The sequence below is a fragment of the Bradyrhizobium sp. CCGUVB23 genome, assembly GCF_024199885.1.
Taxonomy (GTDB): domain Bacteria; phylum Pseudomonadota; class Alphaproteobacteria; order Rhizobiales; family Xanthobacteraceae; genus Bradyrhizobium.
The window spans coordinates 8,104,687-8,128,198 of record NZ_JANADQ010000001.1 but is presented as its reverse complement, the minus strand read 5'-3'; the positions used below and the strand labels follow the sequence as shown (position 1 = coordinate 8,128,198).

Sequence of the window (23,512 nt, the reverse complement as noted above, 5' to 3'; positions counted from 1 at the left end):
CTTTGCCCACCCTACAATCCCCGGTCAGCTTTCCACCTTGAACGTCAGCCCGGCATGATCGACCAGCCGCTTGATCAGCTTGTGCTGCATCGCTGCGCCCGGCGTCCAGAAGCCGCCTGGGACATCCGGCGTATCGCGCAGCAGGCAGATCGCACATTCGGAAATCATCTTCGAGGTCGAGCCGTAGCCGGGATCGCGGTCGCCGGTGACGCCGGCGCGGACCTGGCGGCCGTCGGGCGCGATCGCGACGTAGAGCAGATTGAAGAGACCGTTCTCTCGCTCCTCCTTCGACGGCCCCTCGCCCGGCTTCGGCGCGTTGGGGCCGGTCTTCTCGGCGTTGGCGGCCATTACACGCTTCGCATTGGCCTCGCCCTTCTCGCCGGGACCGGTCAGCACCATCTCGTCGTAGACGAACTCGCGGCCGTACGGAAAGCCCATCAGCATGTTGGAGCGATGGACGTTGCGCGTGTTGATCAGCGCCATCATGAACGGCGCAGCCCAGGATTGCAGGTCCTCCTCATAGGCCGCCCTGTTGCCCTTCGGCTGCTTCGGTCCGGTGAAGCCGGGCGTCAGCGCGAAGTGATCGTTGAGAATGGCGACAAGGCTGAGGTCCTTGGCGACCGCATCGAAGGTCGCCTTCGCACTTGCCGCGGTGCCGCCTGACAGCGTGCCGCGCATGTCGCGCACACGCCCCTTCACGCGCGAGCTAGGCGCACCGTGCACACGCTTGGCCTCTTCCTGCACGAAGAACGTACCGAGCTCGAACGGAACGGAATCATAGCCGCATGAGAACACGATGCGCGCGCCGCTCGTCTTGGCCGCCGCCTCATACTTGTCGATCATCTGCCGCATCCAGACCGGCTCGCCGCAGAGATCGAAATAGTCCGTGCCCGCTGCCACGCAAGCGGCGAGCAGCTCTTCACCATAGAACTGATACGGACCGACAGTCGTGATCACCGACTTCGTCTGCGCGACCATCGCCTTCAGCGAGGCCGGATCGGAGGCATCAGCGACGATCAGCGGCGTATCCACCGACGCGCCGATCGCATCGCGCACGGATTTCAGCTTGTCGAGGCTGCGGCCGGCCATCGCCCATTTCGGCGCCTTGTCGTCCTTGTAATGCGCGGCCAGATATTCAGCGACGAGCTGGCCGGTGAAACCGGTCGCGCCATAAACGACGATGTCGAATTTCGACGAAGAACTCATGTTGCATCCTCAATTTGCTTCGTCATTGCGAGGAGCCAAGCGACGAAGCAATCCAGACTGTTTCCGCGGTGAAATCCTGGATTGCTTCGCTTCGCTCGCAATGACGATTTACTTCTTTCCGTAACTCACGCCCATGCCGGCACGGACGTCGCTTTGAATTCCATAGGGCGGGATCGGATAGCGCAGGCCATTTTTTGCCAGCGCCTTCATGCCCTTGATCGCCTTGGCGAGATGCGCTGGGCTCAGCGCCATCAGCATCTCTTCGTCCGGCACGCCGCCATAGCGCCGTTCGGCATAGCATGGCAAGGACAGGCTGGGCTCGCCGGTCTTGAGCGCCCGCCCCCAGGAATCCGCGCAGGCGGTCTCGCCGACCACGCCCCATTCGAACTTCCTGTAGCCGGTATATTGCAGCCCGTTGATCAGGATGATCATCTGCCCCGGCGTCGCGTAGACCAGGCAAATGTCGGGCGGATCGAGGCGGCCGCTCGCCAGCGGGCTCACCGCGAGCGCCTGGTATTGTCCGAACGGCACCACGTCGAGCGCCTCCTGGCGCTTGCGCGCGTCCGCGGCCGTGCCATGCCACACGCCGACATAATTCTCGCCCGCAAGCCATTTCTCGTCCTGCGGCGCAAGGCCAATCACGGCGCGGCACTGGCTGCCAACGAGATCGTCGGCGGTGATGCCGACGGTCCAGCCGAGGCGCGAAGCCATGCTGACGATCTGGTCGGTGGTGTGGACCGCATTCGGCCGGCGGATCTTCGGGATCGCCTCCATGTCCTCGGCGCGCGCAAACAGCTTCATGCCGATCACCGTCGTCTTCAGCCGCAGCAGCGCGTTGAGGTCGGCCACAATGCCGGCGAGATCGATCGGTTCAGCGTTCTCTGGCTGCATGGCGTCCTCCCGGGGCGCGACGATTTTTATGTCCCCCGTTCTAATCCTTCGCCGGACCGGGAAGCAACTCGCCGGTGCGGCCCATCAGGCGGTAGGCGACGAGCCCGATCCATTCGCGCATGGCGATATCGGTTTGCATGATCCCATCGGTGCCCATATTGGTGAAGGTGAAGAGGTCCTCGCGGCCGCCCATCCGAAAGTCCACGGGGTAGGCCTCGACGTCAAATCCGGCCTTGCGGAAGATCCCCATCGAGCGCGGCATGTGGAACGCCGAGGTCACCAGCAGCCAGCGCTCGCCCGGCTTCGGCGCAACCAGCTGCTTGGTGAAGATCGCGTTCTCGTAGGTATTGCGCGAGTTGCGCTCCACGATCAGGCGCTCCTTGGCGATGCCGAGATCTTCCAGGATCGGCGCCGAGTAGTCGGCCTCCTTGGCCTCGGTGGAGATCAGATTGGCATTGCCGCCGGTGAAGACGATGCGCGCATTCGGGTAGCGCCGTGCGAGCGCGGCCGGCGCCAGCATGCGATCGGCGGCATGGGCGACGATCGGCGTTTGATGCGCCGACGACAGGTCGGTATCGACGGAGCCGCCGAGCACGATGATGCCGTCGGGCGCGCCGCGCGAGGCATCCCACTGCGGAAAGCGCTGTTCCAGGGGATACAGCAGGAGCTTGCCAAGCGGCGAGAACGCCACGAGCGCCAGCAGGACCAGCACGGTCACCGCAAGCCTGCGGCCGGCTCGCGCAAAGCGCGTCGTCATCAGAACGAGCGAGAGAATGCCGAGCTCGACCAGGAAGTTGATCGGCAATAGCGCGACGCCGAGCGTCTTGGACAGGACGAATAACAGGGGAGCCTCGCTTTGGAATCATCGAGCCTATCGATGCGCGGACCTTGACGGGCCGATCCATCTTCAGAAATCTTCTTGAAAGAGGATGGATTGCCGGGTCAAGCCCGGCAGTGACGAGTCCTGATGAAAACACCCGCAAACGATCGGACCAGACCCATGACCCGTCACCACCTGCAGTCCAGCCCCGAAACCTGCCATTGGGGCTTCTTCGAGGCGAAGCTGAAGCCGGTCCTTACCATCGAGAGCGGCGACGAGGTGACGGTCGACACCATCAGCGGCGGGCCGGACGTGCTGCCCGACCGCAAGCAGTTTCATATTCCGCCGGAGCTGTTCGAGGTTCATGCGAAGTCCGAACGCGTGCTGCCCGGCCACATTCTCACCGGCCCGATCGCGGTGAACGGCGCCGAGCCCGGCGACGTGCTCGAGGTCCATATTCTCGACGTCACGCCGCGGCAGGATTGGGGCTGGAATCTGATCAAGCCGCTCTCGGGCACCCTGCCCGACGATTTCCACGAGACGCGCATTCTCAACGTCCCGCTCGATCTGACGCGGATGGTCGGCCGCATGCCCTGGGGCCTCGACCTGCCGCTCAAACCGTTCTTCGGCGTGATGGGCGTGGCGCCGCCGCCGGCCTGGGGCCGCATCTCCTCGCTGATCCCGCGCGCGATGGGCGGCAATCTCGACAACAAGGAGCTTGGCCCAGGCGCCACACTCTATCTGCCGGTGTTCGTGCCGGGCGCGCTGTTCTCCTGCGGCGACGGCCATGGCGTGCAGGGCGACGGCGAGGTCTGCGTCACCGCGATCGAGACCGCGCTGCAAGGCCGCTTCCGCCTCACGCTGCGCAAGGACATGCAGCTCGCCTACCCGCGCGCCGAAACAGCCTCGCACTACATGACCATGGCGATGGACCCGGACCTCGACCAATGCGTGGTGCGCGCGCTGCGCGACATGATCGCGCTCCTGGGCGAGAAGCGAAACCTGTCACGCGAGGACGCCTATACGCTGTGCAGCCTGGCTGCGGATCTGCGGGTGACGCAGACCGTCAACGGCTCAAAAGGCATCCATTGCATGATCGAGAAATCGCTCGTGCACGGTTAGCGCACGCCGCCGCCCTTCCCTCTCAATCCAACCTCCGTCGCCGGTGAAAGCCGCGCGGCGCGCCGGCGCGCGGAATTTCTCCAGCGATTCCAATAGCCTCTGACACCGGTTCGATCCGGATTTGACTCCTCTCGGTTTCTAAATAGACTCTTAATCGTTACTTTTATGTACCCGAGTAAGAGGCTAGCGTTTGCGTCATGGCCACCGAAAAAGCCGAGACTGACCGCATCCCCGTAACCTTGGCGCTCTCGACCATCACGTATCTCGAAAAACTGGTGAGACAGGGCACCCACGGCACCAGCGTTCCCGGCGTCGCGCGGACATTGATTGAGGAAGGCATCCGTCTCGCCATCAAGGACGGACTTTTGTCGATCCGCGACAATGGCAGGACGTGAGGCTTAGGGAGCGCGCAACGCGGTCGGTTTCGGACGGGGTGGTCGATTTGCAACCTGGGACCGTCACAACATGCCTGCTGTTTCACCGACCTCGCCAACGTCCGCTGCAACCTGGACCGTTGAGCGCATCGAACTTCTGAAAAGCCATTTTCACGCCGGCCTGTCCTGCCGCGAGATCGCCGCCGATATCGGCGTCAGCCGCAATGCCGTCATCGGCAAGCTCAGCCGCCTCAACCTGACGCGCGGTCCGAAGCGGGAGGAGCGGAGCGCAGACAAGAGCACCGCGCGGGCCCTGCGGACCCTCCGCAGGCTGCAATATGAATTGCTCTCCACGATCGATATCGAGGCCGAGACGCCGCTCGCCCACGTGCCGATCGACGAGGCCAACCGCTGCTCGCTTATGGAATTGACCGAGAACCGCTGCCGCTGGCCGATCTCGACGCCAGGCGCGGACGACTTCTGTTTCTGCGGCAACGCCTCGCCCGACGGCCAGTCTTATTGCACGGGCCACGCGCGCCTCGCCTACCGGCCAAACTCACGCGCGCGTCTCATGCGCGGCTGACGAAGGGGCACAAGCCCGGCGACGTACTGGGTGCCCCGGTCAAGCCGGGGCACGACACCTGCAACCTGGATACACAATGCTTCTGCAAGGATGCCATGGCTTCGCAGGGCCGACATCGAATGGGCGATACCGCCCCTCGCCTCACCCCAGCCGCCAGCCGGCCTCCTGGGCAAAGCTCTCGTAGAAGGCGCGGTCATAGGCCTCGTCCGGCGTCGCGCGCACGCGCTGATCGAGGCGCACGGCGTCCTCGCCGACCAGGATGCGCCACCTCCCGGCCTTGACGCCGTCGAGGATGATCTTCGCGGCCTGCGCGGCCGTGGTCGGCGCATCCTCGCGAAAGCTGCGGGCGCGTTCGGCAAAGGCGGCCTGGATGTCCTCGTCCGACATCTTCTCCGCGTCCGGCACGCCGGCCGCGACCATGCGCTTGCGGGTCAGCACGACCTCGTCGGCATTGAGGCGCTCGGAGCCGTCGCCGCTCTGCACCTTGCGCGAGTTGGAGACGATCGAAGTGCCGATGTGACCGGGCATCACCACCGAGCATTTGACGTGCGGCGCGTGCAGGCGGAGATCATTGATCAGCGCCTCAGTAAAGCCCTTCACCGCGAATTTTGCCGAGCTGTAGGCGGTGTGCGCCTGCCCCATGCCGATCGAGGCCCAGAAGCCGTTGACGCTCGCGGTGTTGATGATGTGCGCCTCGTCGGCAGCAACCAGCATCGGCAGGAAGGTACGCACGCCGAGATAGACGCCGCCCCAGCAGATGTTGAAGGTGCGCTCCCACTGCTCGCGCGTGTTGGTGAACAGGCTGCCACCGCCGCCGATGCCGGCATTGTTGAACAGCAGGTGGATCCTGTCGGTCTTCTGCTGCTCGGCGAGCTCGTCGCGAAACTGCTTGAGGTGATCCTCGATCGCGACGTCGGCGACGTGGGTGGTGACGCGCAGGCCCTGCGGCAGCTTCTCGACCTCGCACAGCCGCTTGGTCTCGGCCATCGCGGCTTCCGACACGTCGCACATCGCAACGTTGCAGCCCTCGGCCACGAGCTGGCGCGCGAGCTCGCGCCCCATCCCCGTTCCCCCGCCGGTGATGACGGCGATCTTTCCGGAAAAGTCCTTCATGGGTTCGGTCCCCTCGCTTGGTCTGGTTGTTGGTCTTGTTGGCCATCACGGACAATTCACGGGGCCGCCGCAAAGTGTAGCAGCGCCGCGCCTGCGGTAAAGCAGGCCGGCGCTGCGTCACGACGACGGCGAATTATTTCGGCGGACGAACTATTCCGCCGCCTGGAAACGCTGTCCACCCGGCAACACGCCCAGCCCCTCGAGAGCCTTGCGGATCGCGGCCGCTTGCGTCAACGAGGCCTCCGGCATCGGCGCGCGCGGCCAGGTCTTTGGCATTCCCTGGAGCGTCTGCGCGTAGCGCGTGCAGGCCGGAAGGTTGTCGGCGATGATCGCATTCCACAGCGTCAGCAGCTTCTTGTGCAGCTCGAGCGCACGAGGGTGATCGCCCGCCTTCACCGCATTCCACAGTTCGACCGAGGCATGGGGCGCCGCGGTCAGGATCGCCGCGATCGAGCCATGGGCGCCGAGCGTGTAGGACGGATACATCAGCGCATCGACGGCGCTATAGATCAGCTTGTCCGGCGCCATCATCATGAGGTCGGCGAACAGCTTCAGATCGCCCGCGCTCTGCTTGACGCCGACCACCAGCGGCACCTCGGTCATGATGCGAGTGAGCAGCGCCGGCGAGAGATAGGACCACGGCACGACGTTGTAGATGATGATGGGCATGCCGGTCTCGTCGGCCATGGCGCGGAAATGCGCGACCATCGCGTCCTCGTGCGGCTTGAACAGATAGTGCACCGGCGTGACCTGGAGGGCGGCGACATTCATGTCGCGCACGAGCTTGCCGCGGCGGATCGCATCGCGCGTCGAGTCCACGATGATGCCGGCGATTACGGGAACGCGGCCCTTCACCGCTTCGACCGTCGCCGCCACCAGATCGCGATACTCCTCGTGATCGAGCGTGTGCCCCTCGCCGGTCGAGCCGCCGGCTGCAACGCCATGCGCGCCGGCCGCGATCATCCATTCGACCTGCGGCGCAACGAGCTGAGTGTCGATCTCGCCGTTCTCCCGGAATGGCGTGGTCATCGGCGGTATCACGCCGGTCGGGCGTACCTTCATCTCTCGGCCCTCGCGTTTCCTGCTTCCCGATAGCGGTCCCGCTCTGCCGGCGAGTATCCGCGCGAGCGGTAGCCTAGCGGTTGATGTCGCGGCGGGAAGCGGCGCGACCGGGACGCAGCCCTCCTATTCGGTCATAGCGTCGGTTCCCCGTATTTGTCCGGCTTCGGATTGAGGGGAATTTTTTTACAATCCGAATCGTCAAATGGGGCGAAAGCTGAGGTGAGTCTTCAAGCCATCGTGTCGCGGTCGACACAGGGCGTGGCACCCCGCTTGCATCTCCTCGTGGCGTGTAACAACCAAAGAGGTGAAATGCATGTTTATTACCGTCGTGGCCGTGCTCTGCCGGCTAGGCGCAGCAGCTTCGGGCAGTTGCGTCGAGGAAATCGTCACCGACAGCAACATGACGCCCGAAATCTCGCTCATGCAGTGTGCAGTGGGCGCGCAGGCCGAACTCGCAAAATGGATGGGCGAGCACCCGATCTACCACGTCAACTGGCGCATCGAACGCTACAAGTGTGTGCCAGGTCACTACGAGATCAAGGGCCACGCCTAAGGCCCAGCCCCGAAAGGGGAGGAAACGCCCCAAGGGACCGGCTTTTGCCGACCTCTTGCCAAACGTTCTGAAAATGGTCGGAGCGAGGATTTCAACCTCCGCCCCAAGCCTCCAAGCGGAGGCAAGCTTTTGATTGTTGTATATTTTTTGGAAATTGAACTGTTATCCGCCGCTTGAAATCACAAGCGTTCATCCGCCCCGAAAACGACTGTGATGCGGACGTGCTGTGGCCGGGCTGCAACTCGCCCTCTGTTCTGACAGGGAACGTCGGCTACCGAACCGTTTGCAGGCTCGCCTCGAGATTACAGTACTCGCGCCGGGGCTGAGATCAGCCGCTTGATATTGGACCCGGTGGCCGCCCGGATATTGCGGGCGGCCGTTACCTTTCCTGACGTCGCGATTTGGGTTCTGCAATGAACCGCAATCGATACTTCGAAGGGCCACGTTGCACCGCGTGCAATCAGCCACGCACCTTCGTCCAAAGCGAACCGGCCACCGGGCGGTACGAAATTCGATCGTATGAATGTCCGACCTGCAAGAGCGTGCTGCGGATCGTCGAGCGCACCGAACCGAGCATGTTTCCGCGCTGATCAGGAACCTCGTCGATGAAAGCGACTTAGTTGCGCACCTGCGATCACTGTCGCCGGATCCTGGCCCATTTCTCGCAAGACCTGAGGAAGTTCCAATACGCTGTTGCCCTTCCATCTGTTGCACCTCGGCCTGGAGCCTATGGAGAACCACAATTTCAGGGACACAAAATCACAGGTCATGCCGCAAAATAACAAGCGACGAGTGTTGATATCGATCAATATGACAAATCGAGGCGTCGCATTAGATGGCGCCGTACCCTGATAATCCAATCGCGCGCTTTGTAACGAGTAGAGGTCTGGCATGGGTATCCCAGGCGCAAGGTCACGCGCGTTCGCGGCACAGCTCGCGACCCCGCGTTGGCGCCACGTCCTCCTGACATGCTTCGCCTTGCTGCATTTCACGCCTCTGTTCGCATTTCCGGTAAGCGCGCACGAACAGGTATCGCTGCAGCTCAAATGGAAGCACCAGTTTCAATTCGCTGGCTACTACGCCGCGATCGAGAAGGGCTTCTATCGCGATGGCGGCCTTCACGTCGAGCTTCGCGAAGGTGGCCCGGACGTCGACGCCGGCGCGGCGGTGGCGGCCGGCGCAGCGGATTTCGGCATCTGCACGACAAGCATTCTGGTGAACCCGCTCGAGCGCGCGAACAACGTCGTCCTCGGGGTGATATTTCAGCACTCCGCGGCCGTCATCCTGGTGCCACACCGCGCCGGCGTCCGCGCGGTCTCCGAATTGAAAGGGCATCGCCTGATGGATGTCCCCGGCAGCGACGACATCGCAGCGATGCTGAAACGCGAGGGCATCGACTACGCGAGCCTGCCGCGCGTCGCTCATGCTGGCGATCCGAGCGATCTGCTCAGTGGCAAGGCGGACGCGATGGTGGCCTACAGCACCAATGAACCTTACGCGCTTGAAAAGCTGGGCACGCCATATCTGATGTTCGCGCCCCGCGCCTACGGGTTCGATTTTTACGGCGATAACCTCTGCACGTCGAAACAGCAGGTGGCCGAGCATCCCGCGCGCGTGAAGGCGTTTCGCGCGGCCAGCCTGAAGGGCTGGGAATATGCTCTTGCCCACAAGGAGGAAATCGTCGACCTGATCCAACGCAAGTACTCCACGCAGAAGAGCCGTGAAGCGCTGCTGTTTGAAGCGGCGCGGGCCGAACTCCTGATCCAGCCGCGCTTGGTACCTATTGGCGATCAGAGCAGCGTGCGCTGGAAGACCATTGCCGAAGCCTATGTTGATCTCGGCATGGCGAGCGAGGCAAATCTGCCGGAGGGGCTGATCTACATTCCCGATGACGGAGAATGGCCAGCGGCGCTGCAGGTACCACTCTTGGCTGCTCTGCTCGCCACGGGTCTTGTGTGCGCGCTGGGGTGGGCCCTCTACCGCCGGAATGCGCGCGCGCTTGGCACGATGCGGCTCAGCTCCGTGATGTCGGGGTTGTTCGTCCTGCTCAGCATTCCCGTGCTGATCTTTATCCTGGTGTACAACTATCGGCAGAACGCTGCCGCGATCAACGCGACGCTGAATGACGTTGTCGCAAAGACCAAGCAGGCCAGCATTGAGGACGCGGAGAACCTCATCAACCCGGTTGCGGCCACGCTCGCGCTGCTCGCGGCGGTCGCCGCGGAGGACCCGGACGTTTTTAAAAAGGAAGAGAGCCGAGATCTGCTCTACCAGGCGCTCACCTCGGCGCGGCAGATCGATGCGGCCTATGTCAGCTTTGAAGACGGCTATCACCGCGTCGTGACCCGCATGGACGACGATCGCAGGCGCTCCGATCCCAAGATCCCGCCGTCGGCGAACTGGCATTCCAGCTATATCGACAGCTTCTCCGGTTCACCGCGACGGATTCGGCATCGCACGTTCTTCGATACATGGCCGCATGTGGTCGGCAGTTACGATGTCGAGCAGATCATCGATATCAGGACTCTGCGGGGGTACCAGGCCGCGAAGGAAGCGCGCGCCCTCATCGTCGAGGAACCGTCGGTCAATCCCGACACCGGCTATCCGATCATTTCCATCCGATCTCCGATCATAAAGGACGGCACGTTCATCGGCTGTGCGTCTGCCAATATCACGCTCGACGTACTGTCGCGGTTTCTCAGTAGTCACCGCGCGAGCCCCCACAGCACCACGATCATCGCGAATCCAACCAAAGGCACGATCATTGCCTATCCCGACCCGCGTAAGGCCATGCAGATAAGCAACGGCCGGTCGGAACTCGCCAAGCTGGACACGATCGCCGACGACGACGTGCGTGACGCGTCTCGGCTGCAGAGTGAGAACAACAGTGACGACTTCTTCTTCCGCTCGGCGCGGAGCGGCGAGGAGATCAGCGCATCCTTCACCCGCTTTCCAGGCAGTTTCGGACAGCCTTGGGAGATCATCATCCTGACGCCAACCGACGATTTTGTCGGCACTCTGAAGCGAACAAACCGTCAGATGATCGTCCTGATCGCCGCGCTGACGGGAATGGAGTTGCTGCTGATCTACGCCTTCGCGCGACGGCTGTCGCGTCCGATCGAAGGCGTGTCGCGGGAACTGCGATCGGTCGAGGACCTGACATTCTCACACTCCGGCACGCCAGCGATATCGAAGATCCGGGAGATCAAGGAGCTGCAAAACGCCGTGTCACTGTTCGAGACCTCGCTGCGGTCGTTCTCCTCGTTTGTGCCGCTGGATGTTGTCAGGGAGTTGATCAAAACCGGCACTCCTCTGACGCTCGGCGTCGAACAGCGCTTCATGACCGTGCTGTTCGCTGATCTGCAGGATTTCTCCAGCCTTGCCGAGCGGATGACTCCGAACGATCTGCTGGCGCAACTGTCGGTCTATTTCGAAGCCGTCTCACAGGCGATCGCGGAGGAGTCCGGTACCGTCGACAAGTTCATCGGCGACGGCATCATGGCGTTCTGGGGTGCGCCCGCGCGTCGCGACGACCACGTGCTGCGCGCCTGCTGCGGCGCATTGCGGGCCGCACGGCGGATGCAACAGCTCAACGCGGACTGGAGCGCGCAGGCGCGGCCCCCGCTGCACCTCCGCATCGGACTGCATTGCGCAGATGTGTTGGTAGGCAACGTCGGTTCGAGCGAGCGGCTGAGCTACACGGTGATGGGCGACGGGGTCAACGTCGCGGCGAGGCTTGAAGGCATCAACAAGAACTTCGGCACCACGATCTGTATCAGCGACAGCGTGGTCAAGGCGGTGAGATCCGACATCGTGGCCAGACCCATCAGGAAGGTTCAGGTCAAGGGGCGCAAGCACGAGTTCATGATTTATGAGCTGCTCGGAATCAGGAACAGCCACGATCCCGAGCTGGCAGCGCCGGTCGGGTCCGAGAAGCTATGTGAGATGACGTGGGCCGCATCGAGCCAATTTGAGAGAGGCAATTTCGATGAAGCAGCTCGGCGCTATGAGGAGATCTTGTCGGCATTTCCGCGAGACCCGTTGGCCAGATCGTTGATCGCGATGTGTACCGCGGCAGCGACTGCTTGAATTGCAGTGCGTACGAAGTTCAGGGAGCGGGTGAATGAGCGGCCTGGTAACCCACTTTGAAATCTACGGCGAGGCCCCTGCAGAACTCGCGCAGTTCTACGCGCTTCCCTATTCGGTTGGCAGATCGAAAGGCGCCGGGCGTCGATTATTGGCGAATTCAAACTGAACCGAATGGCAACGGATTCGGCGGAGGTCTGACGTACCGCCCTGCAGACGGCCCGAACTCCAGTGAGCTTCCTCTTCAACAAGAGCGCTCAGCGACCTCCCACATCCTGCGATGATGACATGATCGCCTCTGATTTGCCCGACGGGGCAACCGATTTCGGAAAATAATCAGAACGCCGCACCGCCCGCCGTCAGCTACTTTGCATGGGGTTGTTTTCGACATTTTGTTGTCAGGTCACAGCAGCCGCCGCCCACCCCATCGTCACGCAGGCATCAGGGGCAGGAGCGCCCGTGCCACGCCCCCCGATCAGTCCGCCCGCCAGATCAGTTGAAAAAATGGTCGGAGCGAGAGGATTTGAACCTCCGACCCCTAGTCTCCCAGACTAGTGCGCTAACCGGGCTGCGCCACGCTCCGAATGCCGTTCCCATAGCTAGGATCGCCGCGTTGCGCAAGGCGCCTGAACCGCCCGGACGACCGGGAACATCCCCCTGAAATCGCAGAATGCGCCTTGCTCAGCCGGCCTTGAGGGCCTCGTCGAGCAGTTCGCGGCAGGCGACGAGGTCCTGAAGCACCCGCTCCAGCCGCTCCCGGTCGGCCGGGTTCGGGCCGGCCCGGTCGGCCGGGCCCTTGCGGAAGGTGGTGAGGATTTCCTCGTCGTCGATCTCGGCGAAGCGGAAATCGATGCCTTCCTCCTCCTCGCCCTGGAAGTCGTCATCGTCGGTATCGGCGACGCCGCGGATCTCGGGTTCCTCCTCGGTCTCCATCAGGCTCTGGCCGATCGCGTCCTCGATCGCGCCGAACGAGACCGCGGCCGACGAATCGGCGAGGCCCTGGACCGACTTGATGCCGTGCTCCTTGAGGATCCGCTGCACGCCCCGGATGGTGTAGCCCTCGCCGTAGAGCAGTCGGCGGATGCCCTTGAGCAGGTCGACGTCGTCGGGGCGGTAGTAGCGGCGGCCGCCGCTGCGCTTCATCGGCTTGATCTGGGAGAAGCGGGTCTCCCAGAACCGCAATACGTGCTGCGGGATGTCGAGGTCCTGCGCTACCTCGCTGATGGTGCGGAACGCATCCGGCGCCTTGTCCAAGGGCCTCATCCTTTCGGAAGGCGATTACGCCTCCACTTCAGTCTTGCTGCCGTCGCCATTGGCCTTGTGTTGCGAATTGATCCGCTGCTTCAGGATGGCGGACGGCTTGAACACCATCACCCGGCGCGGCGAGATCGGCACTTCGGTACCGGTCTTGGGATTGCGGCCGATACGCTGGCCCTTCTTACGCACCATGAAGGAGCCGAACGAGGACAGTTTCACCGTCTCGCCCCGCTCGAGGCAATCGGTGATCTCCTTCAGCACGAGTTCCACGAAGGCAGACGATTCCGTCCGCGACAGGCCGACCTTTTGATAGACGGCCTCGCAGAGATCCACTCGCGTTACGGTTTTGCTAGTCTCGGTCATCGCCCTGCCCCACCCGACGGCGAACAATTGTCGTCTAAAATTATGAGGTTACGAGACAACGGTCAACCCGCTCATTCCGCGCTTGAGTCGGCAACAAAATGGCCCGCAATCTCGGCAAAATTTTATCGATCGCGCTCTACTACCAGCGCACGAGTGCGGAACCCCAGGTGAAGCCGCCGCCCATCGCTTCCAGCAGCAGCAGGTCGCCCTTCTTCACCCGACCGTCCTTCACCGCGACCGACAGCGCCAACGGAATCGAGGCCGCCGAGGTGTTGCCGTGCTTGTCGACGGTGAGCACCACCTTCTGCGGCGCAATATGCAGCTTGTGGGCGGACGCATCGATGATTCGCTTATTGGCCTGATGCGGGATGAACCAGTTGATGTCCTCGGCGGTCATGCCGGTGGCGTTGAAGGCATCGACGATCACGTCGGTGATCATGCCGACCGCGTGCTTGAACACCTCCTTGCCTTCCATGCGCAGGTGGCCGACCGTCCTGGTCGAGCCGGGCCCCCCATCGACGAACAGCTTGGCCTTGTGGCGGCCGTCCGAACGCAGATGCGTGGTCAGCACGCCGCTGTCGGAGGTCTTCCCCGGTTGCGTCTGCGCTTCCAGCACGATGGCGCCGGCGCCGTCGCCGAAGAGCACACAGGTGCCGCGGTCGTTCCAGTCGAGGATACGCGAGAAGGTTTCCGCGCCGATCACCAGCGCGCGCTTGTAGGCGCCCGTGCGCAGGAAGTTGTCGGCAGTGGCGAGCGCGAACACGAAGCCGGAGCAGACCGCCTGCAGGTCGAACGCCACGCCATGGTTGATGCCGAGCCCGTGCTGGACGGCGACTGCGGTCGCCGGAAACGTGTTGTCGGGCGTCGAGGTCGCGAGCACGATCAGATCGATCGCCTGCGGATCGAGCCGGGCATGCGCGAGCGCCGCGCGCGCCGCCCTGATCGCAAGGTGCGAGGTGAACTCGTCGTCGGCCGCGATGTGACGCTCGCGAATGCCCGTGCGCTGCACGATCCACTCGTCCGATGTGTCGATGCGGGCCGCCAACTCGGCATTGGTCACGACACGCTCCGGCAAATAGCTGCCGCAGCCGAGCACGACCGATCGAATTTGAGTCACGAAACAGCCTCCTGCGCGGTCGGCACTGAAGTCAGCGCGCCACCGTCGCGGTTGAGCATCTGATTGATCTTGGTCAGGAGATCGTAGCGAGCCATCTCATAACCAACATCGACGGCATAGGCAAAGCCTTCAGCGTCGGTTCCGCCATGGCTCTTGACCACGACGCCATTCAGGCCGAGCAGAACGCTCCCGTTGGATTTGCGCGGATCGAGCTTTTCGCGCAACGTCTGGAAGGCGCCGCGCGCGAACAGATAGCCGATGCGCGAAAGCCAGCTCGATGCCATGGCACTGCGCAGAACTTCGAGCATCTGGCGCGAGGTTCCCTCGGCGGCCTTGAGTGCGATGTTACCGGAAAAGCCCTCGGTGACGATCACGTCGGCAAGGCCCTTGCCGATGCCGTCGCCTTCGACAAAGCCGACATAGTCGAGTTGCGGCAGGTTCATGGTGCGCAGCATCTCGGCGGCCTCGCGGATCTCCTCATGCCCCTTCATCTCCTCGACGCCGATGTTGAGGAGACCGACCTTCGGACGCGCGAGGTTGAAGTGGACGCTCGCCATCGCCGCGCCCATCACCGCGAGCGCCACCAGATGACGCGCATCGCCGCCGATGGTCGCGCCGAGATCGAGCACGACCGATTCCCCGCGCAGGGTCGGCCAGATCGCCGCGAGCGCTGGACGATCGATACCCGGCAGCATGCGCAGGCAGAAGCGCGCCATGGCAACCAGGGCGCCGGTATTGCCGGCGGAAACCACCACGTCCGCCTCGCCCTTCTTCACAGCCTCGATCGCAAGCCACATCGAGGCCTTCTTGCGCCCGCGCCGCAGCGCCTGGCTCGGCTTCTCCTCCATGCTGACGGCGACGTCGGTGTGGATGATCCTGGAGGCGGCCTTCAGCGCGGGGTGCTTGTCGAGCTCGGGCTCGATCTTGGCGCGATCGCCGACCAGCAGGAATTCGATATCGGGATGCCGGGCAAGCAAGATGGCGGCGCCGGGAATGACGACGGGGGCGCCGACGTCGCCTCCCATGGCGTCAAGCGCGATTCGAACCTTGCTTAGCATGAACGTCCCGGAAACCTGATCTCGTGCGGTCTAAGAAACTAGCGGGGCCGCGAAATGGGTTCGCCATCATCAACAGCGATCGGCCAGGCGCCACACCGCACCCGGACCGGGCCGCGACAATAGCGTTTTGTCACCCCGAAACAACCTCTTGCCCCCAGTCTTTTGGATTCCGGGCGATCACGGATCGCCCCCCGCCCAAGCGATAAAAACTCCATGAAATCAAACTGATCACGTAATCTTTCAACCTGACGAGGCAAACCATTCATGCACATCGCAAAGCGAGCCCGCCCGAGGCGCACAGTTATTTGGCCTCATTTGCGCTTGGGCTTGTCCTGGAGCGCCTTCAACGCCGCAAAGGGGTGGTCCTCGGGATCGTGGGCCGTCACCTGGGCCTCGAACACCGCCCCCGGTTTACGCGGATAGGGGTCGATGCCCAGAAACAGGGCGTCCGTCGCCAGCCGGCCGAGGTCGATGACGCCGGCAATGATCGCCTCCGGCGGCTCCGGGACCGCCTCCGCGGCGTCGTCGCTGTCCTGCCCCTCCTCGATGAGGTCAGCCAGTCGCCGCACCTCGGCCTCGGGAGCAAACATCAGGTCAATCTCCTCGTCGATCTCGCTCTCGACCGGGTCGAGCGTCACCACGCAGGTCTGGCCGATCCGCGCCCGGACGTTGCCGGTGACATGAACCCGCCCGCCGCTCTTCGGGGACACGTCGAAAGAGGCCTTCGCGGACACGACCTCGCGAACACCCGCAACCTCGGCCATGGCCTCGCGCTCGCGGCTCGATGCCTCGATCTCCCGATGCAAGCCGGTGTCCGGGATCTGCGCCACGATCACCGGCACGCGCCACGGATCGGTCTGGGGTTCGGCATTTGGTCTGGTCATGGCGCCACATGCTCCCCTGGCGGCGATGGAAATACAAATGAACCGCGCAGCAGCGCGCCCTGGTCAGTCCGGGCAAGATCAGCTTCCGTGGCCCTGGCATAGTCCGCAAGCCGCCGCGCCTGCGCGCCGTCCGTCCCGTTCAAGATATTCCTGGCGATCGCCGATGCCAGCGCCTCGCCGCCTTCGTCCATGGCCTGGTCGTAGGCCCGGGCCCGGCCATAAAAGGCCTCTCCAAAGGCCCGCATCCGCTTGGGGACGGTCTGATCCCCGATACCCATCTCCCGCAGATTGTCGTCCATGTCCTCGCAGAAGCGATCGAACAGCGCCTGCGACAGCTCGGTGGCGTCGGAAGCCGCCCGCAGCCGGCGCAGCAGGAGCCACAAATGCAGGAGAAGCAGGTCGAATCGGCCGTTAACCGTGTCCGGGACGGCCAAGTCCCGGTAAAACATGGGTTCTCGCGCCTGCGTCACGATCATGCCATAGATGGTCTCAATGGTGCCGCGCGGGGCTAGCCGGGGTTTCCTGAAGTGTTTGAACGGCCAGAGCATTGTGGGTTCCACAAGCGTGCGCGCGCGGGTTGCGCTCGCCGCGTCTGCCCGGTACTTCAGCGCCTCGCGCGACGCAAGGGGACGGGATAGTTCCGAGAATGACCAATTCGAGCCAGACCAGCCACCGCGGAGCCAAGGCGAGCGGCCGTTACGCGCGCTGGCGCGCCGTCGCCGCCGCCGCGCTCGTCAGCATCGCGCTTGCCGCCTGCACGGGCGAGCAGTTCCAGAAGGGCTATATCCTGCCGCCCGGTGCGCTCGAGCAGATTCCGCTCGGGGCGAGCCAGGACCAGGTGCTGATCGTGATGGGCACGCCCTCCACCGTCGCAACGCTCGACGGCGAGGTGTTCTATTACATCTCTCAGCGCTCGGAGCGTCCGGTCGCCTTCATGAACCAGAGTGTGGTCGACCAGCGCGTGATCGCGATCTACTTCGACAAGAACCGGCGCGTGCGCCGGCTTGCGAATTACGGCCTGCAGGACGGCAAGATCTTCGACTCCATCAGCCGCACTACGCCGACCTCGGGCCAGGAGCTCAACTACCTCACGCCGCTGTTCAAGTTGCTCAGCTTCAACTGAGGTCAGGCTGCGGCGTCGCACCGCTCCACGCTGCTTGCGGTGGTGCCCAGCGTTCCCTACGCTCCCTGCAAAACAAAAGCAGGGAGTGGATTCGTGACCAGGACATCGTTTTCCCGCCGACGCGTGCTCACCGGCGCGGCAGCGCTGTCGACGGCGGTTATTCTGCCGCGCACGAGCCTGGCGGACTGGAAGCCCACCGAGAACACTCGCATCATCGTGCCGGCCGCCGCCGGCGGCTCGACCGACGTCATGGGACGGCTGCTCGCGGCGCACCTGCAAGCCGCCTGGGGCCAGTCGGCCGTCGTCGAGAACCGCTCGGGCGGCGGCGGTACCATCGGCACCGCGGAAGCCGCGCGCGCCAGAGCGGATGGCCACACCATCCTGATCGGCAATCCCGGCCCCAACGCGATCGCCTACAGCATCTTCAAGAACCTCAGCTACAAGGTCGACCAGCTCCAGGCTGTCTCCAACATGATCCGGATCCCGAACATCGTCTCGGCGCATCCGAAGACCGGCATCAAGTCGATCGGAGAGCTGATCGCCTTCCTCAAGGCCAATCCGGACAAGTTCAGTTACGCCTCTTCTGGCGTCGGCCAGAGCCCTCACCTCACCGGCGCCTGGTTTCTCCAGCTCACCGGGCTGAAGATGACGCACATACCGTTCCGCGGTGCGGGTCCCGCACTCCAGGCGGCGCTCGCCGGCGACATCCAGATCCTGTTCGACAACCTCTATCCGAGCCTGCCGCAGGTGCAGAACGGCACGCTCAACGGGCTCTGCGTCACCACGCCGGAGCGCAGCGAGCTCGCACCCAACCTTCCGACCATGCGCGAAAGCGCGCCGGAGCTGGCCAATTTCGACGTGTCATCCTGGTTCGGCGTCTTCCTGCCGAAGAACGTGCCCGCAGCGGTGCTCGAGGCGCTGAATTTGCAGGTCAAGGCGATGCTCGCGCGCGAGGACATCAGGAAGAACATCGCCTCGATGGGCGCCCGCGCCGACTACGGCACCCCGCAGCAGTTTTCCGATTTCGTCGATGCCGAGACCAAAAAGTTCGCAGGCATCATCGCGAAGGAAGGCTTGCAGATGGATGTGCAGTGACATGCAGCGTCATTCCGGGGCGATGCGAAGCATCGAACCCGGAATCTCGAGATTCCGGGTTCGGTCATGCGGACCGCCCCGGAGTGACGTGAGAAGCTCAAACAAAAACCCCGCGGCTTGCGCCGCGGGGTTTTGTCGTACGGTTGACGCCACTCAGTGCGCGAGGATCGCCAGAAGCAGCAAGGCCACGATGTTGGTGATCTTGATCATCGGGTTGACCGCGGGGCCCGCCGTATCCTTGTAGGGATCGCCGACGGTGTCACCGGTCACGGCGGACTTGTGGGCGTCGGAGCCCTTGCCGCCGAAATGGCCGTCCTCGATGTACTTCTTGGCGTTGTCCCAGGCACCGCCGCCCGAGGTCATCGAAATCGCGACGAACAGACCCGTCACGATCACGCCGAGCAGCATGGCGCCCACGGCGGAGAACGCCGCCGATTTGCCGGCAGCACCCCCGCCCGCGATCGCGTAGATCACGAAGTAGACGACGATCGGCGACAGCACCGGCAAGAGCGAGGGGATGATCATCTCCTTGATGGCCGCCTTGGTCAAAAGGTCGACCGCCTTGCCGTAGTCCGGCTTGTCGGTGCCCTGCATGATGCCCGGCTTCTCGCGGAACTGGCGCCGCACCTCCTCGACGATCGCGCCGGCCGCACGGCCGACCGCAGTCATGCCCATCGCGCCGAACAGATACGGCAGCAGGCCGCCGAACAGCAGGCCCACCACGACATAGGGGTTGTTGAGCGAGAAGTCCGGATTGACGCCGGCGAAGTAGGCATGCTTCGCGGAGTCCGCAACGAAGAACTTGAGGTCCTGGTTGTAGGCCGCGAACAGCACCAGCGCACCGAGACCGGCGGAACCGATCGCGTAACCCTTGGTCACCGCCTTGGTGGTGTTGCCGACCGCATCGAGCGCGTCGGTCGACTTGCGCACCTCCTTGGGCAGACCCGCCATCTCGGCGATGCCGCCGGCGTTGTCGGTCACGGGGCCGAAGGCGTCGAGCGCGACGACCATGCCGGCGAGCGCCAGCATGGTGGCGGTCGCGATCGCGATGCCGAACAGTCCGGCAAGGCTGTAGGTGACGAGGATGCCGGCGATGATGACGATCGCGGGCAGCGCGGTCGCCTCCATCGAGACCGCGAGGCCCTGGATCACGTTGGTGCCGTGACCGGTCACCGAGGCCTGGGCGATCGACTTCACCGGGCGATAGTCTGTACCGGTGTAGTACTCGGTGATCCAGATGATCAGCGCGGTGACGACGAGACCGACGACGCCGCACTCGAACAGCGCCGCGCCCGTGTAGTCGACGCCCTCGAGCTTGCCGAAGCCGATCAGGTAGTAGATCACGCCGGCGATGCCGATCAGCGACAGGACGCCGGTTGCGATCAGGCCCTTGTAGAGCGCGCCCATGATCGACTGGCTCGGCCCGAGCTTGACGAAAAAGGTGCCGATGATCGAGGTGATGATGCAGATGCCGCCGATCGCGAGCGGCAGCGTCATCATGCTGGCGAGGATCGGCGTCTTGGCGAAGAAGATCGCCGCCAGAACCATGGTGGCGACCGCGGTCACCGCGTAGGTCTCGAACAGGTCGGCGGCCATGCCGGCGCAGTCGCCGACGTTGTCACCGACGTTGTCGGCGATCGTCGCCGGGTTGCGCGGATCGTCCTCGGGGATGCCGGCCTCGACCTTGCCGACGAGGTCGCCGCCGACGTCCGCACCCTTGGTGAAGATGCCGCCGCCGAGACGGGCGAAGATCGAGATCAGCGAGGCGCCGAAGCCGAGCGCCACCATGGCGTCGACGACGGTACGGCTGTCGGGCGCAAGCTTCAGCGAATAGGTCAGGAAGCCGAAATAGAGCGTCACGCCGAGGAGCGCGAGGCCCGCCACCAGAAGGCCGGTAATGGCGCCCGCCTTGAAGGCGAGTTCGAGGCCGCCGGCGAGCGATGTCGTCGCAGCCTGCGCGGTGCGCACATTGGCGCGGACCGAGACGTTCATGCCGATGAAGCCGGCTGCCCCCGACAGGATGGCGCCGATGGCGAAGCCGACGGCGACGTAGATACCCAGGAAATAGGCAAGCAGCAGGAAGATGACGATGCCGACGATGCCGATCGTCGTGTACTGGCGTCGCAGGTAGGCCTGCGCGCCCTCACGGACCGCTCCGGCGATTTCTTGCATGCGCGGCGACCCCGCATCCGCGCCCAACACCGAAGACGTCGCCCAGATCGCGTAGACGACAGAGAGCACTCCGCAGAGCACTATCAACCATAATGCTGTCATGTGAATTTTGCCTCAGATCCTTGATGTACCCCCAGCGCCGATTTTTTCCCGTTGTGACGGAGTGGCGCCTTAAAGCGGGACCGCGCCTCCCCAAAAAAAGGAGCAGCCCCGATGGGCGGGGACCTTGCCAAAATCGCCATGCCCGTGCAACGCCGGAGGCGCGAAAATCGTCGATCTCCGCAGGTCCTTAGGTCGTAGGCGTCCGTTTCGCGGAAATTGCTAGAAGTGGCTATAGGACAGCCGCTTGAGGACCAGTTCCCGGCCCGCGCCGTCCAGGAAGCGCGGCGCCTCATTTCCCGGCACTATCGTTCCGACGACGGTTACGGCCACGCCTGCCGCCCGCCCGGCTTCAATCAGATCGGCGCATCGCGCTTCAGGAACAGCACACAGAAGCTCATAGTCATCGCCACCGGACAGCAGCGCGTCGATCCGGACGTCGCCGCGCGCAACGAGGCCGGCGGCCGGCGCCGACAGCGGCACGCTGGCCGCATCGATCGCGGCTGACACGCCTGAGGCTGCACAGAGCTTGACGAGATCGCCGGCGAGCCCGTCCGAGACATCCATCGCAGCGCTCGCGCAGTCGCGCACGGCGTGCGCCAGCACATTGCGCGGTTGCGGAATGCGGTAGCGCGCGACCAGGATATCCCGTGCGGCCGAATCGGATGCCAGCGCCTTCGCCGCAGCACCGCCCTTGAGCACCTCGAGGCCAAGTGCGGCATCGCCAATCGTTCCGGTCACCATAACGCGGTCGCCGGCTTTGGCACCGGTGCGGCCGACCATCCGCCCCGACGGTACGCGGCCGAAGGCCGCGATCGAGATCATCTGCGGCCCGGGCGTGGAGACCGTGTCGCCGCCGAGCAGCGGGCACGCGAAGCCCTTGGCGTCCTCGCCCAGCGCATCGGCGAAAGGCTTCAGCCAGGCATCGTCCTTGCTGCGGAGTGCGAGCGTCAGCACGAAGCCCGCTGGCGTCGCGCCCTTAGCCGCAAGGTCGGACAGGTTCACGCGCAACGCCTTGCGGGCGATGGTACCGGGCGGGTCGCTAGCGAGATAATGCACGCCTTCGACTACGGCGTCCGTGGTGACGACGATGTCCTCGCCGGAGGATTTCAGGATGGCGGCATCATCGACCAGAGCGAACGCGCCGGGGTCAGTCGCCAGCGGCTTGAAATAGCGCGCGATGAGCGAGTCTTCGCCGGAGACATTTGTCGCGTTTGCCATCGGCCTATCCACACACACAACTGTCATCGCCCGGCTTGACCGGGCGATCCAGTATTCCAGAGACGTTCGTGATGAATCGATGGGCCGCAGCGTACTGGATGTCCCGCCTTCGCGGGGCATGACAGCGGAATATGGGGCTGGCGCATTGCATCTTCGACGCCCCTTCGCTTTTGGCTACCGCCCGAACTCGTCGCCGCGAAAGTGGCGGCCGATCTGGTCGAGCACCGCGTTGACCATGCCGGTCTCCTCGCGATCGACGAAGGCGTTGGCGACGTCGACATATTCGGAGACCACGACCCGGCCCGGCACGTCCTTGCGATGCTCCAACTCGTAGGCCCCTGCCCGCAGCACCGCGCGCAGGATCGCCTCGATGCGCTTCAGGGGCCAGCCCTTGGACAGCGCCTCGTCGATCAGGGGATCGAGCTTCTTCTGGTCTCGCACGACGCCGGAGACGACGTCGCGGAAGAAGGCCGCTTCCGCCGGCAGATATTTTTCGCCCTCGACCTCGTTGCCGAGCCAATGGCTCTCGAACTCGGCGAAGATGTCGTTGATACCGGCGCCCGCAATGTCCATCTGGTAGAGCGCCTGCACGGCCGCGAGCCGCGCAGCGCCGCGCCGGTTTGCCTTTTTTTCCGCCCCGCCGGGCTGTTTCTTGGTGTCCGCCATGGCTCAGGCCCGCGCCAGGCGGCGCTTGATGCGCAGCATGGCAAGCGCCGCGCGCGCGGCATCGCCGCCCTTGTTGAGCTCGCTGGCACGCGCCCGTGCCCAGGCCTGCTCTTCGGTGTTCACTGTGAGAATTCCGTTGCCGAGCGGAAGCTTGCGCGCCACGGCAAGATCCATCAGCGCGCGCGAGGATTCCTGCGAGACGATCTCGAAATGGATGGTGTCGCCGCGGATCACGCAGCCGAGCGCGATCACGGCGTCATAGGGTTTCCCGTTGCTCGCGGCAGCGTCGACCGCAATGGCCGCGGCTGCGGGGATTTCCAGCGCTCCGGGAACCGTAATCACGTCATGGGTGAGGCCGGCCGCCTTCAGCTCGGCGACCGCGCCTTCCAAAAGCGCATCCTGGAGATCGTCATAGAAGCGCGCTTCGACAATCAGCGCACGCGCGCCGGAAATGTCGGTCTGGTCCTTCAGGGGTGCGCGCCGCGCGTCTGCCATCGTTCAATCCGTTCTACTGAGGTCGGCGCGTTATGTAGTCGCCGCAAGCGGTTAAGCCAAGTTTTAAAGTGACCGTCATTCCGGGGCGATGCGACGGGACCGCGGAGCGCGGCCCGGAGCATCAAACCCGGAATCCCGAGATTCCGGGTCTG

At 64.0% G+C, this 23,512-nt stretch carries 23 protein-coding genes and 1 tRNA gene; 8 read left to right on the top strand and 16 right to left on the bottom strand.

The window, feature by feature from the left end; genetic code table 11:
• Positions 1-24 precede the first annotated feature (24 nt).
• From NLN62_RS37855 to NLN62_RS37845, 3 genes are all read right to left on the bottom strand, one after another.
• Positions 25-1,206 (bottom strand): trans-acting enoyl reductase family protein, encoded by a 1,182-nt coding sequence (locus tag NLN62_RS37855; RefSeq protein ID WP_254112132.1) that lies wholly within the window; start codon positions 1,204-1,206, stop codon positions 25-27.
• Positions 1,207-1,314: 108 nt separating this feature from the next.
• On the bottom strand, positions 1,315-2,097 hold the full coding sequence (locus tag NLN62_RS37850; protein ID WP_254112131.1) for a DUF169 domain-containing protein: 783 nt from the start codon (positions 2,095-2,097) through the stop codon (positions 1,315-1,317).
• Between the two features lie 40 nt (positions 2,098-2,137).
• Complete coding sequence (locus tag NLN62_RS37845) at positions 2,138-2,941, bottom strand: YdcF family protein (protein WP_254113821.1); 804 nt, start codon at positions 2,939-2,941, stop codon at positions 2,138-2,140.
• Between the two features lie 156 nt (positions 2,942-3,097).
• On the opposite strand from NLN62_RS37845, the gene NLN62_RS37840 reads away from it, so the two are divergent.
• The 3 genes from NLN62_RS37840 (at position 3,098) to NLN62_RS37830 (ending at position 4,996) form a co-directional block, all read left to right on the top strand.
• A complete protein-coding gene (locus NLN62_RS37840) occupies positions 3,098-4,039 on the top strand; it encodes an acetamidase/formamidase family protein (protein ID WP_254112130.1) in 942 nt (313 codons plus the stop codon).
• Between the two features lie 197 nt (positions 4,040-4,236).
• Positions 4,237-4,434 (top strand): hypothetical protein, encoded by a 198-nt coding sequence (locus tag NLN62_RS37835; RefSeq protein ID WP_007603456.1) that lies wholly within the window; start codon positions 4,237-4,239, stop codon positions 4,432-4,434.
• Between the two features lie 70 nt (positions 4,435-4,504).
• Positions 4,505-4,996, top strand: coding sequence for a GcrA family cell cycle regulator (locus tag NLN62_RS37830; RefSeq protein WP_254112129.1), 492 nt, complete (start codon positions 4,505-4,507; stop codon positions 4,994-4,996).
• A gap of 141 nt (positions 4,997-5,137) precedes the next feature.
• On the opposite strand, the gene NLN62_RS37825 is transcribed toward NLN62_RS37830, so the two are convergent.
• Both NLN62_RS37825 and NLN62_RS37820 read right to left on the bottom strand, forming a co-directional pair.
• On the bottom strand, positions 5,138-6,109 hold the full coding sequence (locus NLN62_RS37825) for an SDR family oxidoreductase (RefSeq protein ID WP_254112128.1): 972 nt from the start codon (positions 6,107-6,109) through the stop codon (positions 5,138-5,140).
• 150 nt (positions 6,110-6,259) lie between these two features.
• Positions 6,260-7,171 (bottom strand): dihydrodipicolinate synthase family protein, encoded by a 912-nt coding sequence (locus NLN62_RS37820; protein WP_254112127.1) that lies wholly within the window; start codon positions 7,169-7,171, stop codon positions 6,260-6,262.
• A gap of 313 nt (positions 7,172-7,484) precedes the next feature.
• Here NLN62_RS37820 and NLN62_RS37815 point away from each other — a divergent pair, with 313 nt between their 5' ends.
• The 3 genes from NLN62_RS37815 (at position 7,485) to NLN62_RS53065 (ending at position 11,979) form a co-directional block, all read left to right on the top strand.
• Complete coding sequence (locus tag NLN62_RS37815) at positions 7,485-7,724, top strand: hypothetical protein (RefSeq protein WP_027522876.1); 240 nt, start codon at positions 7,485-7,487, stop codon at positions 7,722-7,724.
• Between the two features lie 891 nt (positions 7,725-8,615).
• The gene (locus NLN62_RS37810) at positions 8,616-11,813 is read left to right on the top strand and encodes an ABC transporter substrate-binding protein (RefSeq protein WP_254112126.1); all 3,198 of its coding nucleotides are present in this window, start codon (positions 8,616-8,618) and stop codon (positions 11,811-11,813) included.
• A 34-nt stretch (positions 11,814-11,847) separates the two neighbouring features.
• The gene (locus NLN62_RS53065) at positions 11,848-11,979 is read left to right on the top strand and encodes a hypothetical protein (protein ID WP_256576032.1); all 132 of its coding nucleotides are present in this window, start codon (positions 11,848-11,850) and stop codon (positions 11,977-11,979) included.
• Positions 11,980-12,315: 336 nt separating this feature from the next.
• Here NLN62_RS53065 and NLN62_RS37805 read toward each other — a convergent pair.
• The 7 genes from NLN62_RS37805 to NLN62_RS37775 all read right to left on the bottom strand — a co-directional run bounded on the left by NLN62_RS37805 (position 12,316) and on the right by NLN62_RS37775 (position 17,037).
• Positions 12,316-12,393: transfer RNA gene (locus NLN62_RS37805), tRNA-Pro, on the bottom strand.
• A gap of 98 nt (positions 12,394-12,491) precedes the next feature.
• The gene (locus NLN62_RS37800) at positions 12,492-13,064 is read right to left on the bottom strand and encodes a MerR family transcriptional regulator (protein WP_027522881.1); all 573 of its coding nucleotides are present in this window, start codon (positions 13,062-13,064) and stop codon (positions 12,492-12,494) included.
• 24 nt (positions 13,065-13,088) lie between these two features.
• The gene (locus NLN62_RS37795) at positions 13,089-13,430 is read right to left on the bottom strand and encodes an integration host factor subunit alpha (RefSeq protein ID WP_027522882.1); all 342 of its coding nucleotides are present in this window, start codon (positions 13,428-13,430) and stop codon (positions 13,089-13,091) included.
• Positions 13,431-13,569: 139 nt separating this feature from the next.
• Entirely contained in the window at positions 13,570-14,547 is a 978-nt protein-coding gene (locus NLN62_RS37790) for a beta-ketoacyl-ACP synthase III (RefSeq protein WP_027522883.1), read from the bottom strand.
• Entirely contained in the window at positions 14,544-15,605 is a 1,062-nt protein-coding gene (gene plsX, locus NLN62_RS37785; protein WP_254112125.1) for a phosphate acyltransferase PlsX, read from the bottom strand. The genes NLN62_RS37790 and plsX overlap by 4 nt, the downstream gene beginning before the upstream one ends.
• A 311-nt stretch (positions 15,606-15,916) precedes the next feature.
• Entirely contained in the window at positions 15,917-16,489 is a 573-nt protein-coding gene (locus NLN62_RS37780) for a DUF177 domain-containing protein (protein WP_027522885.1), read from the bottom strand.
• A complete protein-coding gene (locus tag NLN62_RS37775; RefSeq protein ID WP_254112124.1) occupies positions 16,486-17,037 on the bottom strand; it encodes a ubiquinol-cytochrome C chaperone family protein in 552 nt (183 codons plus the stop codon). The genes NLN62_RS37780 and NLN62_RS37775 overlap by 4 nt, the downstream gene beginning before the upstream one ends.
• A 98-nt stretch (positions 17,038-17,135) precedes the next feature.
• On the opposite strand from NLN62_RS37775, the gene NLN62_RS37770 reads away from it, so the two are divergent.
• Positions 17,136-17,612 carry an outer membrane protein assembly factor BamE gene (locus NLN62_RS37770; protein WP_254112123.1) on the top strand — a complete coding sequence of 159 codons (477 nt, stop codon included), beginning with the start codon at positions 17,136-17,138 and terminating at the stop codon, positions 17,610-17,612.
• Between the two features lie 93 nt (positions 17,613-17,705).
• Entirely contained in the window at positions 17,706-18,707 is a 1,002-nt protein-coding gene (locus NLN62_RS37765; protein ID WP_254112122.1) for a tripartite tricarboxylate transporter substrate binding protein, read from the top strand.
• Between the two features lie 153 nt (positions 18,708-18,860).
• Here the strand turns inward: NLN62_RS37765 and NLN62_RS37760 are convergent, their stop codons facing one another.
• From NLN62_RS37760 to ribH, 4 genes are all read right to left on the bottom strand, one after another.
• Positions 18,861-20,981, bottom strand: coding sequence for a sodium-translocating pyrophosphatase (locus NLN62_RS37760; RefSeq protein ID WP_027522889.1), 2,121 nt, complete (start codon positions 20,979-20,981; stop codon positions 18,861-18,863).
• 219 nt (positions 20,982-21,200) lie between these two features.
• Positions 21,201-22,199, bottom strand: a complete 999-nt coding sequence (gene thiL / locus NLN62_RS37755; protein ID WP_027522890.1) for a thiamine-phosphate kinase — start codon at positions 22,197-22,199, stop codon at positions 21,201-21,203.
• Positions 22,200-22,373: 174 nt separating this feature from the next.
• On the bottom strand, positions 22,374-22,865 hold the full coding sequence (gene nusB / locus NLN62_RS37750; RefSeq protein ID WP_027522891.1) for a transcription antitermination factor NusB: 492 nt from the start codon (positions 22,863-22,865) through the stop codon (positions 22,374-22,376).
• A gap of 3 nt (positions 22,866-22,868) precedes the next feature.
• Positions 22,869-23,360 (bottom strand): 6,7-dimethyl-8-ribityllumazine synthase, encoded by a 492-nt coding sequence (ribH, locus tag NLN62_RS37745; RefSeq protein ID WP_027522892.1) that lies wholly within the window; start codon positions 23,358-23,360, stop codon positions 22,869-22,871.
• Positions 23,361-23,512 lie beyond the last annotated feature (152 nt).